Annotated in this window: 16 protein-coding genes and 1 pseudogene; 14 read left to right on the forward strand and 3 right to left on the reverse strand. The window is 48.2% G+C overall.

Annotated features, from left to right (window positions below; all coding sequences use genetic code 11):
• Positions 1-21 precede the first annotated feature (21 nt).
• The 10 genes from lacZ to J2736_RS29430 all read left to right on the forward strand — a co-directional run bounded on the left by lacZ (position 22) and on the right by J2736_RS29430 (position 13,149).
• On the forward strand, positions 22-3,075 hold the full coding sequence (lacZ, locus tag J2736_RS29385) for a beta-galactosidase, LacZ type (RefSeq protein ID WP_310502140.1): 3,054 nt from the start codon (positions 22-24) through the stop codon (positions 3,073-3,075).
• A gap of 171 nt (positions 3,076-3,246) precedes the next feature.
• A complete protein-coding gene (locus J2736_RS29390) occupies positions 3,247-4,869 on the forward strand; it encodes a response regulator (protein ID WP_310502141.1) in 1,623 nt (540 codons plus the stop codon).
• Positions 4,866-6,659 carry a cache domain-containing sensor histidine kinase gene (locus tag J2736_RS29395; protein ID WP_310502142.1) on the forward strand — a complete coding sequence of 598 codons (1,794 nt, stop codon included), beginning with the start codon at positions 4,866-4,868 and terminating at the stop codon, positions 6,657-6,659. Before J2736_RS29390 ends, J2736_RS29395 begins: the two co-directional genes overlap by 4 nt.
• Before the next feature lie 15 nt (positions 6,660-6,674).
• Positions 6,675-7,652 (forward strand): substrate-binding domain-containing protein, encoded by a 978-nt coding sequence (locus tag J2736_RS29400; RefSeq protein WP_310502143.1) that lies wholly within the window; start codon positions 6,675-6,677, stop codon positions 7,650-7,652.
• Between the two features lie 161 nt (positions 7,653-7,813).
• Positions 7,814-8,803, forward strand: coding sequence for a hypothetical protein (locus tag J2736_RS29405; protein WP_310502144.1), 990 nt, complete (start codon positions 7,814-7,816; stop codon positions 8,801-8,803).
• Positions 8,800-9,192, forward strand: a complete 393-nt coding sequence (locus J2736_RS29410; protein WP_310502145.1) for a DUF3905 domain-containing protein — start codon at positions 8,800-8,802, stop codon at positions 9,190-9,192. Before J2736_RS29405 ends, J2736_RS29410 begins: the two co-directional genes overlap by 4 nt.
• A gap of 129 nt (positions 9,193-9,321) precedes the next feature.
• Entirely contained in the window at positions 9,322-9,759 is a 438-nt protein-coding gene (locus J2736_RS29415; protein ID WP_310502146.1) for a BrxA/BrxB family bacilliredoxin, read from the forward strand.
• Between the two features lie 521 nt (positions 9,760-10,280).
• Entirely contained in the window at positions 10,281-11,090 is an 810-nt protein-coding gene (gene nadE / locus J2736_RS29420; protein WP_310502147.1) for an ammonia-dependent NAD(+) synthetase, read from the forward strand.
• 213 nt (positions 11,091-11,303) lie between these two features.
• A complete protein-coding gene (locus tag J2736_RS29425) occupies positions 11,304-11,642 on the forward strand; it encodes a BlaI/MecI/CopY family transcriptional regulator (RefSeq protein WP_397341913.1) in 339 nt (112 codons plus the stop codon).
• Between the two features lie 70 nt (positions 11,643-11,712).
• Positions 11,713-13,149 carry a M56 family metallopeptidase gene (locus J2736_RS29430; RefSeq protein WP_310502149.1) on the forward strand — a complete coding sequence of 479 codons (1,437 nt, stop codon included), beginning with the start codon at positions 11,713-11,715 and terminating at the stop codon, positions 13,147-13,149.
• A 324-nt stretch (positions 13,150-13,473) separates the two neighbouring features.
• On the opposite strand, the gene J2736_RS29435 is transcribed toward J2736_RS29430, so the two are convergent.
• On the reverse strand, positions 13,474-14,451 hold the full coding sequence (locus J2736_RS29435) for an aldo/keto reductase (RefSeq protein WP_310502150.1): 978 nt from the start codon (positions 14,449-14,451) through the stop codon (positions 13,474-13,476).
• A gap of 199 nt (positions 14,452-14,650) precedes the next feature.
• On the opposite strand from J2736_RS29435, the gene acpS reads away from it, so the two are divergent.
• Positions 14,651-15,037: a holo-ACP synthase gene (gene acpS, locus J2736_RS29440; RefSeq protein WP_310502151.1), complete on the forward strand. Its 387-nt coding sequence runs from the start codon at positions 14,651-14,653 to the stop codon at positions 15,035-15,037.
• A 233-nt stretch (positions 15,038-15,270) separates the two neighbouring features.
• Here acpS and J2736_RS29445 read toward each other — a convergent pair whose 3' ends face one another.
• A complete protein-coding gene (locus J2736_RS29445) occupies positions 15,271-15,870 on the reverse strand; it encodes a hypothetical protein (RefSeq protein ID WP_310502152.1) in 600 nt (199 codons plus the stop codon).
• Positions 15,871-15,969: 99 nt separating this feature from the next.
• On the opposite strand from J2736_RS29445, the gene mutY reads away from it, so the two are divergent.
• A complete protein-coding gene (gene mutY, locus J2736_RS29450; protein ID WP_310502153.1) occupies positions 15,970-17,094 on the forward strand; it encodes an A/G-specific adenine glycosylase in 1,125 nt (374 codons plus the stop codon).
• A gap of 168 nt (positions 17,095-17,262) precedes the next feature.
• Positions 17,263-17,607 (forward strand): DUF805 domain-containing protein, encoded by a 345-nt coding sequence (locus J2736_RS29455; RefSeq protein WP_310502154.1) that lies wholly within the window; start codon positions 17,263-17,265, stop codon positions 17,605-17,607.
• A gap of 84 nt (positions 17,608-17,691) precedes the next feature.
• Here the strand turns inward: J2736_RS29455 and J2736_RS29460 are convergent, their stop codons facing one another.
• On the reverse strand, positions 17,692-18,375 hold the full coding sequence (locus J2736_RS29460) for a Crp/Fnr family transcriptional regulator (protein WP_310502155.1): 684 nt from the start codon (positions 18,373-18,375) through the stop codon (positions 17,692-17,694).
• Positions 18,376-18,817: 442 nt separating this feature from the next.
• On the opposite strand from J2736_RS29460, the pseudogene J2736_RS34375 reads away from it, so the two are divergent.
• Positions 18,818-19,546, forward strand: a pseudogene (locus tag J2736_RS34375) (BclA C-terminal domain-containing protein); the annotation flags it as partial.
• Between the last annotated feature and the right edge of the window lie 293 nt (positions 19,547-19,839).

Raw genomic sequence — 19,839 nt, forward strand, 5'->3', positions numbered from 1 at the left:
TATTTTTCGGGAGGCATATTAATGAAACATTCGGCACCTAGCCTGGAGTGGCTTCAAGATGTACAAGTATTCAAAGTGAACCGGCTGGAAGCCCATTCGGATCATCGCTATTATGAGGAAATGGCGTCTGCGGAGGCAGGCGCACCTATGGCTATGCGGCATAGCTTGAACGGGCGCTGGCAGTTCAACTACGCGGTTAACCCCGCAAGTCGTGTGCAGTCTTTTTATCAAATGGATTATAACTGCAGCGCTTGGGAGCATATCCAGGTGCCTGGTCATATCCAGCTTCAAGGCTGGGGACAACCGCAATATGTCAACACGATGTATCCGTGGGATGGGGTAGAGGCGCTTCGTCCTCCCCACATTTCGCAAGAGCATAATCCAGTTGGCTCCTATGTGAAAAATTTTGAATTGCCGGCTACGATGGTTGGCAAGCCTGTCTATATTTCCTTTCAAGGCGTTGAATCGGCCTTCTATGTGTGGCTTAACGGCGAATTTATTGGTTACAGCGAAGATAGCTTTACGCCTGCTGAGTTTGACTTAACGCCGCATATTCGTGAAGGTGAGAATAAACTGGCTGTTGAAGTCTATCAGCGAAGCACAGGAAGTTGGTTGGAAGATCAGGATTTCTGGCGGATGTCGGGTATTTTCCGTGAGGTGTACTTGTATACGGTACCTAAAGTGCATGTATGGGATATGCGTGTGAAGGCAGATTTGGATGATGCGTATGAGCAAGGGCTGCTTGAGATTGAGCTCAAGCTGCGCAATGAACAAGCGTCATCCGTTCGCGCAAAGCTTGAATTAAAGGATGCTGAAGGACTTGTGATTCTCTCCGAAGAAGGGGAATTCAGCCAAGACAACCTACGCTTCAACCTTGCAGCTGGCCATGTTCAGCCCTGGAGTGCGGAAAGCCCTTATCTATATGCCGCGTGTATCTCGATCTACGATGAGAGCGGACATGTAGTGGAAGCCATTGTCCAGAAGGTGGGTTTCCGACGTTTTGAAATGAAGGATAAGCTGATGTGCATCAATGGGAAACGTATTGTTTTCAAAGGTGTCAATCGACATGAATTTAACTCACGCAGCGGACGAGCGATCACGAAGCAGGATATGTTGTGGGATATTCAAACGTTGAAGCGCAGCAACATTAATTCCGTTCGTACGTCTCACTATCCAAACCAGACGCTTTGGTATGAGCTTTGTGACGAATACGGGGTCTATGTCATTGATGAGATGAATCTAGAGACGCACGGCTCCTGGCAAAAGATGGGCGCTATCGAACCTTCATGGAATATTCCAGGTAACGATATGCAATGGCAAGACATCGTCATGGACCGCGCGATTTCGATGGTGGAGCGGGATAAGAATCATCCGTCCATTCTCATTTGGTCTTGTGGTAATGAGTCGTATGCGGGGCAAGTTATTCTGAATGTTTCTAACTATTTCCGTGAAACGGATCCTACGCGACTTGTACACTATGAGGGAGTTTTCTACGATCGCATTAATTATGGTGCGACTAGCGACATGGAAAGCCGCATGTATGCGAAGCCAGCGGATATTGAGGCGTATCTGAATAATCAGCCGGATAAACCGTACCTTAGCTGCGAATACATGCACGCGATGGGGAATTCTGTCGGAGGCCTTCATAAATATACGGAGCTTGAGAACAAATATCCGATGTATCAAGGCGGTTTTATTTGGGATTATATCGATCAGGCGATTGTGAAAAAAGACCGAAATGGCCGTGAGTTTTTGGCGTACGGCGGGGATTTCAAAGATCGTCCAACCGATTACAGCTTCTGCGGCAATGGCCTAGTGTTTGCTGATCGTCAAATTACACCTAAAATGCAGGAAGTTAAATTCCTGTATCAAAATATCAAGTTGGAACCAACTCGCACTCATATTAACATCGTGAATGAGAATTTATTTGCGAATACAGATGACTTGGTACTTGTGTACCGTCTGTACCATGAGGGGATAGAAATTGGCGCTGGACAAGCAAATATTGAAGTCGAAGCACAGAGCGAATTCAGTCTGCCAATCGAATTGCCGAATGTAGATGGAACGCCAGGTGAGTACTGCATTCAAGCATCTTTAGTTCTAAGAGAAGCTACATTATGGGCGGATGCTGGATTTGAGACTTCGTTTGGAGAAACGACGTTCGTGGTTGGGGCAAGTCGTCTGCATGAGCAGCCTTCTGGCGAAGTCATCGTCGTTGAGGGCGATGTCAATATGAGCGTGACAGGGAAAGGCTTTATCGCCATTTTCTCGAAACAAGTAGGATCGCTCGTTTCGCTCCAATACGAGGGCCGCGAAATGATCGCTACACCGCCTGCGCCTTTATTCTGGCGGGCTACGACGGATAATGACAAAGGGACGGCAATGAGCTTTACGGCCGGAGCTTGGTATGCTGCCAGCCTAGCGCGCAAATGCGTCAAATGGGAGATACGCCAAGAACAAGGTTCTGCAACGGTCATTTTCGATTACAAGTTCAGCATTCACTCGGATGTTTCCGTTCGCATTGCGTACACGGTATTAGCGAATGGCACGATTCGCGTGAATACGCAGTACAAAGGTGCCGCGGGTCTGCCGAATTTGCCAATACTCGCTGTATCGTTCAAGATGTCTGCGGATTATAGTCAATCCGAGTGGTATGCGATGGGGCCTGAAGAGAATTATATAGACCGCAATTTCGGTGCTCGTTTGGGTGTATTCAGCCGTCCCGTGAATCAATTGCCTACGCCATATCTGGTTCCACAGGAATCAGGCAACCGCACGGGCGTCCGCCGTGTGAATGTGACGGATGTAACCGGCATCGGATTGTCGATTCAATCAGATCCACTAGCACCGGTAGAATGCAACTTGTCGCCATATACGGCATTTGAACTCGAGCATGCGGATCATGCCTTCGAGCTGCCAGAAGTTCATTACACGGTTGTTACCGTTGCGGGCAAACAAATGGGTGTTGGCGGAGATGATAGCTGGGGTGCACCTGTTCATGAAGAATATCAGATTCCAGCGGATCAGGAGATTCAATTTGAATTCTTCTTGTCTAGTCATAACGTACCTTCCTAAGCATAGTAGAAGTCATGGGGAAATAATCATACAAGCGATAGGGGCTGCAATTGTGCAGCCTCTTTGTGCGTTTGTCAGTGCATCGACTAGGGAACATGCATTGCCAGTTACTGGGACTGCTGTGTACAATATATAGAGAGCCTAATTCGATTTCGCTAGAGGTGAACCGAGATGTATACAATCATCATGGTCGATGATGAGGATGAAGTCAGAGAAGGCATCAAGAAGAAGACGAACTGGGAAGCTTGCGGCTTCCAGCTGGTAGGCGATTATGATAATGGGCGAGACGCTTATGAAGCGGTCGAGCGGTTGCAACCAGATGTGGTCATCACGGATATTAATATGCCGTTCATGGATGGACTTCAACTCACGGAGCGGATTGTCGCCAAGTATCGCACGATCAAAGTCGTCATTGTAACCGGGTACGAGGATTTTGACTATGCGAAGCAAGCGATTAAACTAAAGGTCAAAGACTATTTGCTAAAGCCGATCAATAGTGCTGAATTCACGGAATTCCTACAGAAGCTATGTCTCGAGCTGGACGAGGAGCGTAAGCAGCGTGAGGACATCACGTTCCTGCGCCATCAATTTCAAGAGAGCATGCCTTTGCTGCGTGAGCGGTTTTTGGAACGGTTGGTCACATCCGGCATGCGGAAAGAAGAGATCGAGCGGAAACTCCCGATGTTTGGCCTGGATTTAGAGAGCTCCGGACCGAGGCATACCGTGCTGGCACTTGATATTGATGATTTTGGGAGGGAGCTGTACAGCGACCAAGTGGCAGAAGAGGAGCTGCTGCGATTTGCGGCTTATAATATTTTGCATGAAATTGTGGAGAAGGAGCATGGCGGTGCGGTTTTCCGGACGCGTGATGATAAGCTTGTCGGGCTTGTTTCGGGCGCTGAGGAGCGGGTCGAAGTCGTCAGTCAAACGCTGGCCGAACAGGCGAGATATAGTATTGAGAAGTATTTGGGCATGACGGTCACGGTCGGCATTAGCCGCATGTGTGAGGGACTGCAGGAGCTGCCGAAGGCATTTCAGGAAGCGCTTACGGCATTGGATTATCGCTTTATGCTGGGAAATAATCGCATCATAGCGATTGGCGATATGGAGTTCGGGAGCAGTCAAGATAACACGAGCTATTTGCGTACAGAGAAAAGACTGATCGCAGCGATCAAAATAGGTGAAAAGACAGCCATCACGAACACACTGCAGGAGTGGATCGACGATTTGAAGAAGTCGGCGTGCCCAATGGAATCCTGTTATGGCAAGCTTCACAAACTGCTCGTCGCCCTGATGAATGCCGGGGTGGAGACGGGGGTGGATGGGGAGGACGTGCTGGGCGATCACTCGTTCATGGAACTTTACACACGCAAAACGTTAGATGATGTGCGGCTATGGCTAGAGGCCATTTGTGTAGCCTTCGTAGACCGGCTGGCAGAGAAGCGTACGCATGTGTCAGGGGCGCAGTTAGAATCCGCGGTTGCCTATATCCATGAGCATTATGCCGATGAGCAGCTTTCGCTGCAGCACGTGTGCAATCATATCTATATGAGCATGAGTTATTTCAGCGCCCTATTTAAGCCGTATACGGGGGAGACCTTCATTGAGTATGTGACCCGATACCGTTTGGAGAAAGCCAAAGAAATGCTGGCAACGACACAACTCAAAACATACGAACTCGCAGCGAAGGTAGGTTATGGGGATCCGCAGTATTTTAGTGTGATTTTCAAAAGACATACGGGTATGACCCCGAAGGAGTTCAGAGCCGCCAATAAGGCTGGGCTGAATGTATGAGAAGTGTCTACCATGCCTTTCAATTCAAAAGCATACATACAAAGTTCGCGTTGGCCTTTTCTTGTTTAATTTTATGTACAACCGTCATTCTCAGCTATAGTGCTTATCGTCTCTCGACGGTCGCCGTAACAGATGCGTCACTGACGTATACAAATCAGCTGATGGAACAAGTGAATAAGAACATTCAAACGTACATTGGCAATATGGAGAGTATCTCTACCCTATCTTTGAGCAACACCGATCTTAAGCAATATCTCTCATTGAAAAATCCACAGGAAGCCGAAGCGCAGCAGCTTAAACGCCAGATCAGCAGCTATTTTAGCACGATCGTCGCCTCGCGAAATGATATCGCTTCCATTGTGTTCATCGGTTCTAATGGCGCTATCGTATCGGATCGAGTTTCACCTGAATTTAAGCCCTATGCCGAGCTGATTTCTCAGGAATGGTACACGAAAGCGAGCAGGAGTAAGGGGGATATCGTCATTTCCTCCTCCCATGTGCAGCATGTGTATCAAGATGAATATAAATGGGTCGTATCTATCTCGAAGCAGATGCCAAGTCCTGGGCCTGGCGGCGCAAGCGGGGTGCTGCTCGTTGACCTGAACTTTAACCTCATTAATGATCTATGCAATCAAATTCAGTTGGGCCAGCGGGGGTACGTGTTCATCCTCGATCAAAGCGGAGATCTCATTTATCATCCTCAACAGCAGCTGTTGTATTCGGGCTTGAAATCCGAGGACATTCGCGCATTGATGCAGGCTCCGGATAGCACGTTCGAGACGGTGGTGACGGATGAAAATAAAATCTATACCGTGCGTACCACGAGTTTTGGTTGGAAAATGGTTGGCGTAACTTACGCCGGTGACCTCAGCGGGAACAAAAAAGAAATGCAGCTGACGTCCGCGATGTGGGGCGGTATTGCGCTTATTATTGCGCTGGCGATTTCAATATGGCTGTCGATCACGTTGACTAAACCGATCAAACAACTCGAAGTGCATATGAAGCAGGTGGAGAAGGGGAACTTCGACATTCGCGTCGATGTGGAGGGTGCCAACGAGATCAGTAAGCTGTCTCGGACGTTCAATCTGATGATTAGCAAGATCAAAGAGCTGATGAGCCAGACGGTGCTGGATCAAGAGGTCAAGCGAATTAGCGAGCTGAAGGCCTTGCAAGCGCAGATTCAGCCGCATTTTCTATATAATACGCTGGATTCGATTATTTGGATGGCCGAGATGGGGAAAGTCGATGATGTTGTGACGATGACTTCAGCCTTGTCCAAGCTGCTGCGTTCGAGCATTAGCAAAGGGGAAGAGCTCGTTCCCATTCGTGTAGAGTTAGCCCATATTGAGAATTACTTAACGATCCAAAATATCCGTTACCGCAATAAATTTACGTATGACATTGAGGTGGACGCGGATCTGTTGGAGGATCGTAGTTTGAAAATTGTTTTACAGCCGCTGGTGGAAAATGCGATCTATCATGGAATGAAACATTTGGCAGAGAGCGGGCATATTCGCATAACCGGGCGGAAGCGTGATGGTGTTATCGAATTGAAGGTCATGGATAACGGGGTTGGCATGAGCGAGGAGCAGCTGAAAGCTGTCCGACAAAAGACAACGCATCAATCGCAATCAGGCAAAGGTTTCGGTTTGCAAAATGTCAATCACCGCATTCAGCTATACTTTGGCGAGCTGTACGGATTGCAATTCGAAAGCGAACTGGAGGAGGGGACGACAGTCACGATTACGTTTCCTGCCATTCCGCCCGTTTCGGATCAAGGTGAAGGCTAGAAGTGGGGTGTTCTTTTGAAAATTAAAGTGAGTGCTGTTGTGATTATACTTGCTGCTGCAATTGGGATCGCGGGGTATCTGATATTCGGCAACCAATTCAGTGCTAAGAACCATGCAATCATTGTGATTCCTAAGACGATTGATCCACACGTTGAATTCTGGCAGGTGTTGAATCAAGGTGTTTTTGCTGCCGCGAAAGAGTACAATGCAGAAATCAAGATCATGGGAACGTCTTCGGAATCTCAAATCGACGAACAGATAAAGCTTGTGGAGCAAGCGATAGCGGAGAAGCCGAAGGCCATCATCCTGGCGGCGACGGATTACAATCGCTTAGTTCCTGTTGCTCAGCGTGCGGTAAATGCAGGGATTACACTGATCACAGTGGATTCGGGGCTTGCTGGGGGCGTTTCAGAGAGCTTCATCGCAACGGATAATTATGCGGCAGGGCGCAAAGCAGTGGAAACGATGAAAGGCTATGTGCAAGGGCCGGCCACGTATGCCATTGTTAGCTTTGTGAAAACTTCGAATACGCAGATGGATCGTGAGAATGGCGTGCGGGATCGTCTAAAAGGAGATACGTCTGTACAATTGTTAGACACGCTGTATAGTAATGGATCTGAGGATAGAGCCTATGAGCAGACGAAGGAGCTCTTGCGGGGCCGCACAGATATTAAGGGTATTTTTGGTCTGAATGAGCCATCCACCATGGGCGCGGCACGCGCGCTGAAAGAGATGGATCCCGACCGCACGATTAAACTCGTCGGCTTCGACAGTTCCATGAATGAAATTTCCTTCCTCGAGGCGGGGATCCTGCAAGGGACGATTGTTCAGAAACCTTTTAACATGGGATATCTCGCTGTCAAAACTGCACTTCAAGCGCATCGCGGCGAAACGGTCAAACGTATGATGGATACGGGCTCTGAGGTTATCACCAAGGATAACATGTATACGAACGAGAATCAGAAGCTGTTGTTTCCTTTTGTCGGGAAATAGGATGGGGACAAGAAGATCGGGAGATCATTCACCAGTAAGTTCGAGGGATTTAGACAAATGTTCACGCGCTTCTGCACAATTTCCCAGGAAATAGTAAGCGGCTTGTCGAAAGTTAAGTGGGTTAATGATACATGGAAAGCGAAATCGGAGGTCACTCACCTATGCCTGATGTGGTACAAATCGGTCCGCTGCAGTTGCAGGGGAAGTTAGTCGCTTTGTTGTTGGCTTGTGTACTTGGTTTTTGGCTGATGCGACGTGTAGTGCGGCTTTGGAGCCGGGTAGAGTTTGAAATGCCAGATGTGCAAGAAGTACCTGAAGTACCTGAAGTACCTGAAGTACCTGAAGTACCTGAAGTACCTGAAGTACCTGAAGTACCTGAAGTACCTGGTAATGAGCGGGTAGTTGTAAAAAGAATGGATGATCTGATTTTAAATAGTGCCTTGATCGTGTTTTTTACATGGCGCTTAGGTAGTCTTCTGACGCAGCCATCCTTGCTATGGGAGAGCCCGATGAAGCTGCTTATGACAGCAGGCTCTCAAATGGAGATTGTCGTAGGTGTCGTACTGGCATACATCTACCTCACATATCAAGTGCGCAAGCAGGGCATCGCTTGGCGGGTGTTGCTGGATATGCTTGCTGTCGGTGCTGCATCTGCGATGTTTCTTTATGCGGCGTTGATGCCAACGTTCGGACTACCCACCCAGCTGCCTTGGGGAATTGGCGTGGAAGGAACTGTATCGAGGTTTCATCCCTATCACGCGTACCTGGCGATCCTGTTGCTGCCGCTACTGGTGTGGCAGCAACTATGGATAGTTCGTTCGACACGAGTTCTAGGAACGGGCAAACTGCTGAAAAACACCTTGTTCTTTGGCGGTACAGCCGGGATGATCGCAAGCTATTTCGCGTTGGCTGAGCCAACCGCGGTGTATCTCACCCCTGTGCAGTTGATGAATTTGCTCATGCTGATTATTGGAATGAACCTCCCTATTTTGTCACATACTACGGGCAGAAGGGAGCTGATGGATATGAGTCAGAACGATTCCAAAACGCAAATTCAGCAAGAACAACAAAATCAAGAGCGTGATAAAAAACCTGTAAGTAAAGAGGGCTATGATAAAAAATTGGACGGCCCCAACCGCCCATCCACATGAGCGAAGATAAGAAAAAATCAGCCACCTTTTCGAAGGATCAAAGTGAGCTAGATCCTTTTGAGATCGACTTTCTACCTCAGTTTGAGCAAGGGCGAGGCCCGCGTGCGCCATTCGTGAACGAGTATGGCGTGACCATTGGCGATCATGATTATGAGTCCAACAATTCGCCGCTGGAGCAATGGACGTCGGACACGAATCCCGAGGTCATGGCGGGCGATCAGTGGGTTCATCCGTTCAAGGACGTCGGCTTCCAAAGCGCCCAGAATCGGGAGATCTTTGAAGAAGGCGTTGCGCCGCAAAGTGGGATTTTCACCCATGCGGATAAGAATGTGGCCTCAGTGACGGCCGAAGCGACGACCAGCAAAAAGAATGATGAAGCGGAAGCCTAAACAGCTTTCGCTTTATTTCTATTTTTATCAAGAGACATTGGACTTTGCTTTCACCGCTAACGGATGTATAATATAAATTGTAGTCATTACGTTTTAAGAGTAACTATCAAATCCTAAGGGGTGGCACATATGGCAATGTCTTTTGATTCATACATGAAAGATATGGTTAAACCGATGAGAGAAGATTTGACTCGTCTGGGTATTACGGAGCTTTTGACTCCTGAGCAAGTTGAGGAAGCAATTGAAAAATCCAAGGATGGCACGATGTTGCTTGTCGTGAACTCCGTTTGTGGTTGTGCAGCTGGTCAATGTCGTCCAGGTGTTGCAAAAGCCCTACAGAACGAAACAACACCAACTTACACATACACGGTGTTCGCTGGTCAAGAGAAGGATGCTACGGCGAAAGCGCGTGAATACTTGGCGCCATACCCGCCATCATCCCCATCCATCGCGTTGTTCAAGAACGGTGAGCTAGCTCACTTCATTCAACGTCACCAAATCGAAGATCGTTCCGCGGACATGATCGCTGGCGATTTGATTGGTGCTTTTGAACAATATTGCAAATAATAAGTGCAAGGCAACATAGAGGCCTACCTGCTGATGATGAGCGGGTGGGCTTTTTCTTTTTGCGGCTCACCTAAGGCGGGTGAGTAGGCCTCGCGAGTGGAGTTAGTCGGAGAAACCGACTAACTCGTAGGGTTTAGGGGCTTTGCGGGCGGAGTTAGTCGGAGAAACCGACTAACTCGTAGGGTTCAGGGGCTTCGCGGGTGGAGTTAGTCGGAAAAGCCGACTAACTCGTAGGGTTTAGGGGCTTCGCGGGTGGAGTTAGTCGGAGAAACCGACTAACTCGTAGGGTTTAGGGGCTTCGCGGGCGGAGTTAGTCGGAGAAACCGACTAACTCGTACGTCTTCGCGGGCCCGCCGGTGTAGATCGTCGATATTATCGACGATCTACACGTACCGCATAGCCCCTGTCTGCTGTTTTTCGAAATTACTGCCAGTTACACTTTGAAATTTGAGAGCCGAAAGTCTATACTAGATCTCAAAGAAGGCATCATTCCAAAATTTAGATAAAAGGTGGAGAGTTGCATGAGTTTACAAGCTGAAATTATCGCAAAGCTCGGCGTTAAACCGGAAATTGATATTGATGAAGAGATCCGCAAGCGTGTAGATTTCCTCAAAAATTATGTGCTTGGCGCGCACGCGAACGGCCTGCTGATCGCAATCAGCGGCGGTATTGATAGCGCGGTCGCTGCAGGGCTATGTAAGCAAGCTACAGACGAGCTTACAGCGGAAAAAGGCAAAGAATACAAAACCGTCGGCGTGTTCCAGCCTTATGGCCAACAAGTCGACATCGAAGATAGCTACGCGGTGGCGAAAGCCTTCGATTTGAAATATCAAATCGAAAACAACATCGAAGAGTCCGTCGACGAGATTGCCATCGAAGTCGAATACGGACTCAAGCATATCGGCGTTCACCAGCATGTGAGCCGCGGCGGCAAAGGCAACATCAAGGCACGGACGCGCATGGTCATGCAGTATGCCTTGGCTTTTGAGCTGGGTTTGATCGTCGTAGGCACGGATCATGCCTCCGAGGCCGTCACCGGCTTCTACACGAAGTACGGCGACGGTGCCGTTGACATTACGCCGCTGAGCACGCTGAACAAGCGCCAAGTGCGCTCGCTCGCAGCGAAGATCGGCGTGCCGCAAAGCGTGCTGGACAAAGCCCCGACAGCTGGGCTTTGGGACGGCCAAACCGACGAGGACGAGCTCGGTATCACCTACGGTGATAACAGCGACTACCTCGAAGGCAAGCAAATTTCTCCAGCTATTCAAGAAAAGCTGGAGAAGCAGTACCTGAAGACCGAACACAAACGTGTTCCAATCCCAGGCATTTAAAAGGTAGGGCAAGTTGATACCTAGCTAGCTGAGTAAAGACTATCCATGGTTACATGGATGGTCTTTTTTTATTTACATAGATTTAAAACAGCAAGACTTGACACTCGTTGATTACAACTGTAATATTCATTATGTATTACAGTTGTAATCCAAATGAAAGGAGGAAATGAAGTGAAGACGGTCCCTCATATTACGGATGCCGAATGGGAAGTTATGAAGGTACTCTGGAACGAATCCCCACGCACGGCGAATGAAGTTATTGATGCTATGCAGGAACGGACAGAGTGGAAGCCCAAAACGATTCGCACTTTGCTCAACAGGTTAGCACAGAAGCAAGCGATATCTTTTACACAAGAGAACAGGGTCTATGCTTATTTCCCTTTGGTCTCTGAAGGTGAGTGTGTGAAGTCGGAGACGCAATCTTTTCTGAAAAGAATTTATGGCGGGGCTTTTAAGCCGATGCTCGTTAATTTTTTGAAAGAGGAGCAGTTGTCGGAGGAAGACATCAAAGAGCTAAGAGATATGCTCGAAAGTAAAAATAAAAACAAATGACAGGGATACCGAGTACGGGCAGATCTGCTTCAGGAAGGTTTCGCTTTTATGAAATAAGGGAGGGGTGAACGTGAGCCGAATAAGTGAAGTTTTTACAGGTCTTTTTGGCTGGATTATATCCGTCTCGCTCATGGCAACGATTACTGTTGTGTTTATCCTGCTGATTCAGCGCATCCTGCATAAACGGATTAAACCTAGATGGCATTATCTCATGTGGTTATTAGTGCTCGTTAGACTGCTCCTGCCTTGGAACTTGGAAAGTAATCTAAGCATTTATAATTGGATATCGTACCCTGGGAGCGTTCACGAGATTGATTCGGTAGTAGACATTAGCATGCATGAGGAGTTTGAAGATAGCGGCGCAGCAGAGAATCTAATGTACAAGTATGCCATGTCTATATGGCTGCTGGGCATTGTCCTATTTGCGATATATACCGTAGTCATTAACCGTAAATTTACTTTGAAAATAAAAAAAGAAACGAGTCCGATAGCCGATATCGGCATCCTACACTTGTTCGCTCAGTGTCAACAGCTCATGTCGATACATAAACCTGTCACGTTAGTGGTCTCGGACAAAATCTCGATGCCGACGTTATTTGGCGTCAGGAAGCCTTGGCTAATTATCCCGCAGACAGTTCTCAACAGTTTAAATGAGGAGCAATTAAGGCATGTTTTTCTACATGAACTCGCACATTGTAAACGAAACGATATCGGTGTTAATTGGCTGATGCAAGTGATGTTAACTATTCATTGGTTCAACCCAATCCTCTGGTATGCTCATCAACGGATGCGTGAAGACCAGGAGATTGCAAGCGATGCTTTAGCGCTCTCTTATCTGGAACCAGCTAAAAGAGAAAATTACGGATATACGCTCATTCAACTATTAGAATCCTATGTCCGTCCTGTAAGTGTGCCAGGCAATGTTCATTTATCTGGAAACAAGTCACAGTTAAAGAGGAGAATTATCATGATAAAACAGTTCCAATTTAATTCATACCGTTGGTCGTTCCTTGGTTTGGCAGCCGTTCTCATTATTAGTGGCTGCTCGTTGACAAATGCAAGTGTGGATAAGAAAACAGCATCTGAATCCAATCCACCAATTGTTGATCAGAAGACAACCGAGACGAGTTCGCTAACAACGGGGACAAATACGAATACGAATACATCTGTGGATAAAAGCAGTGAAACCAAGGTTGCCGACACAGTGACACCTGCCACACCAACGGTAGAGTCAAGTCCAGCGCCAACACGAACACCAGCGCCCGCGCAAGTAGTGGAGGGATCAAGGTCGGAAGCTGCAGCAGCGCAAGCAACGGAGGGCTCAAGATTAGTACCTACAGCTGCGCCAGCAGCTGAACGGACAAGAACAGCCCCTGCAGCTGCGCCAGCAGTGGAGCGGTCAAGAGCAGCAGCCCAAGCAGCTGAGGGATCAAGAACAGTTCCTACTGCAATCCCGGCAGTGAGAGAGTTAACAGCAACACCGACAGCTGCTCCTGTAGCGGAGTAAACCTAATAGAAGAAGACCCGAGGCAAAATGATGCCTTGGGTCTTTTTTCGTGTGCCATGTTGGTTGCTCATTGACCGGGGGCGAGGGAATTGACAGCCTTACTTGCTAGGCAACTAGCCAGGCAAACTGAGCAAAGGGGATCCGAACTTAAGCTACGAAATTTACTCCGAGAGGAACGTAGGTACTCTATTTGTTCGATTTTTAGCACATTTGGCGATTTATCGGTCAAATAAGACACTCACGTTCCCTTCGACGTCCATAATGCTCATTTCCTCGTAAATAGCGGCCTCTCGTTCCCTCGCGCTTTGTCAGTAGCCACTCGGGCTAAGGCATCCGCAAGCCGCGGGAGCTTTCGAGCAGCGCGTACCACTCTTCGCGCGTCATGTTGTCCGCGATGCGAACCGCGTCCTCGCAAGCGACGATACGCTGCGCGGAGGACGTGCCGATGACCGGCTGAATGCGTGCCGGATGCTTCATGAGCCAGCCAAGCACGATGGCTTCTGGCGTTGTTTCTTTTTCCGTTGCCAGCTTCTGAACGAGTGCAGCCGTTTTCTTGACGGTTTCAGGCGCATCCTCAGCAGCGCCGCCGGAGAACTTACCTTTAGCAAGAGGGCCCCATGCTTGAATTTGAACATCGTTCATCTGGCAGTGTTCAAGGATACCATCGGCAAAGTTAACGCTGGCTCCTACCTTTTGATTCACCAGAATGCCTTGCTCAATCCAATCCAAGCGCGCCAAGCTCAGCTCCAGCTGGTTCACGACAAGCGGCTCTGGCAGGGAGTTTTGGATGAAGCGCATCTGTGCAGAGGTCATGTTAGACACGCCGAAATGGCGAACCTTACCCGCTGAGCGCAGTGTATTGAAAGCTTCCGCGATCTCTTCAGGCTCCATGAGCGGATCCGGGCGATGCAGCAGCAAGATATCGATGTGCTCCACACCAAGACGACCGAGAATGCCATCGACGGAGCTGAGGATATGGTTTTTGCTAAAATCAAAACGCTGCGGATCCTGTTCATCTTGGAAGCGTATCCCGCATTTCGATTGTAAAATGATTTGGTCCCGCAAATCTCGTCTATTCTTGAGAACTTGACCGAAGACGGTCTCGGCATTCCCTCTTTTATAAATGTCAGCATGATCGAACATCGTAATTCCAATTGATAATGCAGCTTCTACAGCTTTTTCAGCGGTGATGTAATCTTCCTTGGTTAATGGATTGCCGGCCCAATCTCCGCCTAATCCCATACATCCGAAGACAATGCGGCTGTTTGAAATCCCGCGTCTTTCCAGTGGCATGATTTTCACTATGATGGCCTCCTAGCTATAATTTCTATGCCTAGTATAACGCTTGCGGCCGGATGACATAAGAGCTGAAAATAGGGTTACTTACTTACCTTAACGTAACCTGTGGTGTTTGTGCGCGGCGGTTCCCTTGACCTTAGCCGAGGAATCGGTTAAATTGTACGCAAAGCGAATCGTTAGTAGAAATGAGGCCATTATAGCGATGATCATTGGGGTTGGAACGGATTTAGTTGAGATTGAGCGGATAGGCAAAATGCTGGAAGGGTCGTCTGGCGATCGGTTTCTGGAGCGGATTTTGACGCCGGCGGAGCGGGAGTTGGCGCAGAAGCGTCGCGGACGGCTCGCGGAATTCGTTGCAGGACGATTCGCTGCGAAAGAAGCGATCGTGAAAGCGATTGGCTGCGGGATCGGAAAGCAGATTGGATTTCAAGATATCGAAGTGCTGCCTGACCTATTTGGCAAACCCGTCTGCCAGGTGAAAGAGGAGGCTTTGCTGCGAGCAGGTCTTCAGGGCAGTCACCGCATACATATTAGCATTACGCATACTGCGTCAATGGCTGCGGCTTATGCGATTGTTGAGCAGGTGTGAGTGTCTGCCTACGTGGAACAAATAACTGGATTTTCTGCCGTTAATTGCACGGGATTTGGCAGTTAAAAGCAAATAGATGGATTTTCTACAGTTAATTTCAGCCGATGGAGCCAAAGTGGCTGTTTACGGCGAAAATAGATGCAGAAAATCCATCTAATCGTTGAAAAACGTGTATTTCTCTCAAAATAGCTGGAGGATTTCCAGTTAGTTTGGGTTGGTGTTTAACTAACTCTCTACCTCGCCCAAACCCGCAGCATATACCCACTCACGAGCAGGCTGATGCCACCCATTCCCTCGAGAATCACATCCGAATAGCCTAAATACCACACGGCCATCACCGCAGTTAGCGTGAAAAGCCACAATCCCACATAAATAAGCGATCTGCCGAGCAACATGCCAACCTGAACGAACCCGACTGCGAGTAAGAATGCCCGCAAGATAGGCGCAAACAGCGGACTTACAGCACCGATCGCATCCAATAATGCAACGGCGGCAACGAGTAGTGCTCCTGGCAGCACTAGAAATATAGGATGCCCCCAGCCATGCTTCACAGAATCCTCCGTATCACTTGTGCTTCCAGGACTCAAGGATTTGCGCATCCCCCAAATCTGGATCAAGCTAGCCACTACAGCGGTGATGAAAGCTGCTTGCTTCAACCAATCCAAATCGCGCCAGTAAAGGGCGAAATCAACTCCAGCGCTAAACACCCACTCGGCGCCCCAAATGAACACAAGGGGAATAAGTCCCTGAGCTTCGCGCAGCCAATCTCTTCTTTTATTTGTTAATTGTTGTTGCCCTGGTTTAGTCAAATTAGTTTGCTTCGACGTTTGCATACATTCACCTCTAGTTTTATGTTCCGAACTTCTCGTATAATGGTACCATATCCATTCATCCATTATAACTTGAACGTGCCCCATAGAGAAGGAGAGCTCATGTACAGCGAAGAACAGAAGATGTATTTTTCTAAGAACCTCTTGGATTGGTACCAGACACATAAACGTGATTTACCTTGGCGAAGAAGTAAAAACCCTTATTATATATGGATTTCCGAAGTCATGCTGCAGCAAACACGTGTGGATACCGTAATTCCGTATTTTCATCGATTTATTGATCAATTTCCAACTGTCGAGGCGCTTGCGACCGCACCAGAAGAAAATGTCCTTAAAGCCTGGGAAGGACTCGGCTACTATTCACGAGCAAGGAACCTTCAATCTGCCGTCAGAGAAGTACACGAACGTTACGACGGAGTTGTCCCTGCGAGTAAAGAGGATATCTCCGCGCTCAAAGGCGTCGGGCCTTATACATCAGGAGCGATCCTGAGCATCGCCTACAATAAGCCTGAGCCTGCGGTCGATGGCAATGTCATGCGCGTGCTTTCGCGTTATTTTCTCATTGAAGAAGACATTATGAAGCCGTCCACACGGACGATTATGGAAAAGCTGGCGCGCGAGCTTATCTTGGACGGAACTGCCAGCGACTTCAACCAGGCGCTGATGGAGCTCGGAGCCATGGTGTGCACCCCACGGTCACCACACTGCTTGACGTGCCCTGTCATGGCACATTGTTCAGCACGTGAAGCTGGCATGGAAGAAGCGCTGCCCATCAAAAAGAAAGCGAAGCCGCCACGTCCTGAGCTGCGCGCTGTCGCACTGATCGAGGGCACTGGCGAGCATGCAGGCAAATGGTTGATCAGACAGCGCCCGCAAGAGGGCTTGCTAGCTCGGATGTGGGAGCTCCCGCATGTCGAATGGGCGACAACGGCTTGGCAGTCTGATGAGGACAACCAGGAGGCACTTCGTGCGGCACTTGCGGAGCAGGAACAGATCGGGATCCAGCCTGAGGACTGGTTCATGGATACGGAGCATATTTTTAGCCATATTGTATGGAAAATGAAGGTATATCGCGCGAAGCTTGGCGACGCGAACCGTCCGAGCACTGGGGAGGAATGGATTCCTTTTCATTACCGCTGGGTAGGTCCGGAGGATCTTCAGAATTATGCTTTTCCGAATGTGTTTGTACGAATTATGAGGGAATGGCAAGAAGGTAATGAAGCGTAAAACGACAGCGTAAATCATAAAAAAGCGACCCGAGGGGGTCGCTTTTTTGCGTTAATATCAAAACAAAATGAATGAGATTCCTTTGAAAGGAATATCAATGGAGGAGAAAAGCTGGCGTGTAGATATCGCAGAATGCCGTTGTAAACAAACACTAAGGAGTTGATGTTCATGGAATGGTATTTCAAAGTCTTATCGAATTACGTTGGTTTTCAAGGTAGAGCAAGACGGAAAGAATATTGGATGTTTGTGCTTATCAATATTATTATTTCAATTGCACTTGGTATTATTGAAGCTATTATCGGAACGAATCAGGTCCTATCCTTTATTTATTCATTAGCTATCCTTTTGCCTTCACTTGCGGTTGCATTTCGAAGACTACATGACACGGGTAAAAGTGGCTGGTGGCTGTTAATAAGCTTAATTCCCTTAATTGGTTCCATCATCTTGCTCGTGTTTTTCTGTCAGGATAGTGATGCCGACGATAATCAATATGGTCCAAATCCGAAGAGATAGTTTCCTTTACAGCTTACTTATAATAAAGAAAAGCGGCCCTTTGGGTCGCTTTTCTTTATTATCTTAGCATGATTAGATGGGAAACTACCGAATTTCAGCCTTAATGGCTTCGATATTTCTTAATGTGATTAACTTTTTGTCAATGTAAATAAGCTCGTCATCCAGCATTTCCTGAAGTACTTTTGTGACGGATTCACGCACAGTGCCTACTAAATTTGCCAGTTGTTGATGAGTGAGCTTCACATCAATTAGAAGACCTGTAGGTGTCATAATGCCGTGCTGTTCGGACAAGCGAATCATCGTCTTAATAATGCGTGAGCGAACGCCTAGGAAAGTCAAATCAAAGATTTGATCATTGGCATGCCGTAATCGCTGCATCGTCATTTCTAGGAGTTTTAGGCATAGCTTAGGGCTTTTTTCTAAGAATGATGTAAATGACGTGCGGTTTAGGACGTAAAAGGTGCTGGAAGCCAACGTTTCGGCGGTTGCTGAACGAGTCATACCACTGCTAAGCAGAGACATTTCGCCAAAAAAATCCCCATCACGGAACAAAGCGAGTGTAATTTCTTTCGCTTCGTCAACGCGGTATATCTTCACGACACCGGATTGAATCAAATATAGTTCCTCGCCAACATCACCTTCGACAAAAAGAATAGTACCCTTATTCACTTTCTTTTCAGCAAACAAAGGGGCAATTCCGAACAAATCATCTTCAGCGAGCTCTTGAAAAAGGGGAATATGTTGAAGTAAAGGAACGATGGTCTTCAAGGATCGTCAACTCATTTCGCTGTAGGGTGATTTACTTTATGGTACAACGCAGATGATTCGACGTAAAGAGTATCGCTCGGCACTGAGTCTAAAGTCTTAATGAATTACCAATTTTTTGATAAATATGTCGAATAGGGCATTTACATGGTTATATTTACCCAAACAAGCATTTTACAGTGAGAATATAATGGACAATAACTTTCAGGAGGTGTAACTCATTGTGTTACAAGAGTGATAAGGGCAACTAAAAAGAACAGCACGAATTAGTTCACGCTCAGATGAGGAGAAGAAGGTAAGGATGTCAAGCTGCAAACCAAGAAGGAAGAAATCCGCTCCTTGTGTTGTCAAAGTAAGTTTAGAGTAACAAGGAACTCAGGGTCCACAGGGTATTGGAGGTGTACAGGGTCCTCAGGGTGTCGCAGGTGTTCAAGGCCCCCAAGGCATGCCAGGGGTAACAGGAGCTACGGGTGCAACTGGACACCATGGGCACAAGGGAGATACTGGAGCAACGGGCCCGCGCGGATATGACGGATATACGGGAGCCACAGGAGCTACAGGCATGACAGGTGCGACAGGAACTACAGGTGCCACGGGACAAACGGGTGTCACAGGTATGACAGGCTCGACTGGCATGACAGGAATGGCTGGGTCAATGGGAGCGACAGGCGCCACAGGCGCCACGGGAATGACAGGAGCCACAGGAAGTACGGGAGCAACGGGAGATCCAGGAGGCCCAACAGGTCCAACGGGCGGAACTGGAGCGACTGGAGCTACCGGAGCTACGGGTGCCACAGGAGGGACAGGATCTACAGGAACGACAGGAGCCACAGGCGATACAGGAGCTACAGGTGATGAAGGAGCCACAGGAGCAACTGGACCCACAGGAAGTACAGGAATGACCGGCATAACTGGAGCGACAGGGGCAACCGGAATGACGGGCATCACTGGAGCGACAGGAGATGAAGGACCAACAGGCGCTACGGGCGCAACCGGGTCGACCGGGTCAACAGGGCCCACAAGAAGTACAGGAGCGACGGGGGCAACGGGAGATGAAGGAACGACAGGTGCAACGGGTGCAACTGGAGGCGTAGGTGCCACGGGAGCCACAGGAGCTACGGGTGCAACTGGGGGAACAGGAGCCACTGGGGCGACAGGTTCTTTTGCGCCAACCTACGGTCAGATCTATAACAATACGGCGCGAAAAATTGATTCGGGTGATAGCATTATTTTTAATAACAATGGTATTTTGGTAGGGATGACGCACATTGTAAACTCTACGGATCTCATTGTAACGACTGCTGGAGATTATAATGTGGTCTACGAGGTTCTGACTAGAACTTACGGTGTAGATTCTTCGCTGAATAGCGCTTATGCCGTTTTCGTGAATGGCGTTGTGCAACCAACAACGCAATATGGTATTCATGCTGATGAGGGTATAAGTCTAGATCGTTTAATGACGGGTTC

The sequence above is a fragment of the Paenibacillus qinlingensis genome (genome assembly GCF_031455095.1).
GTDB classification, from domain to species: domain Bacteria; phylum Bacillota; class Bacilli; order Paenibacillales; family NBRC-103111; genus Paenibacillus_E; species Paenibacillus_E qinlingensis_A.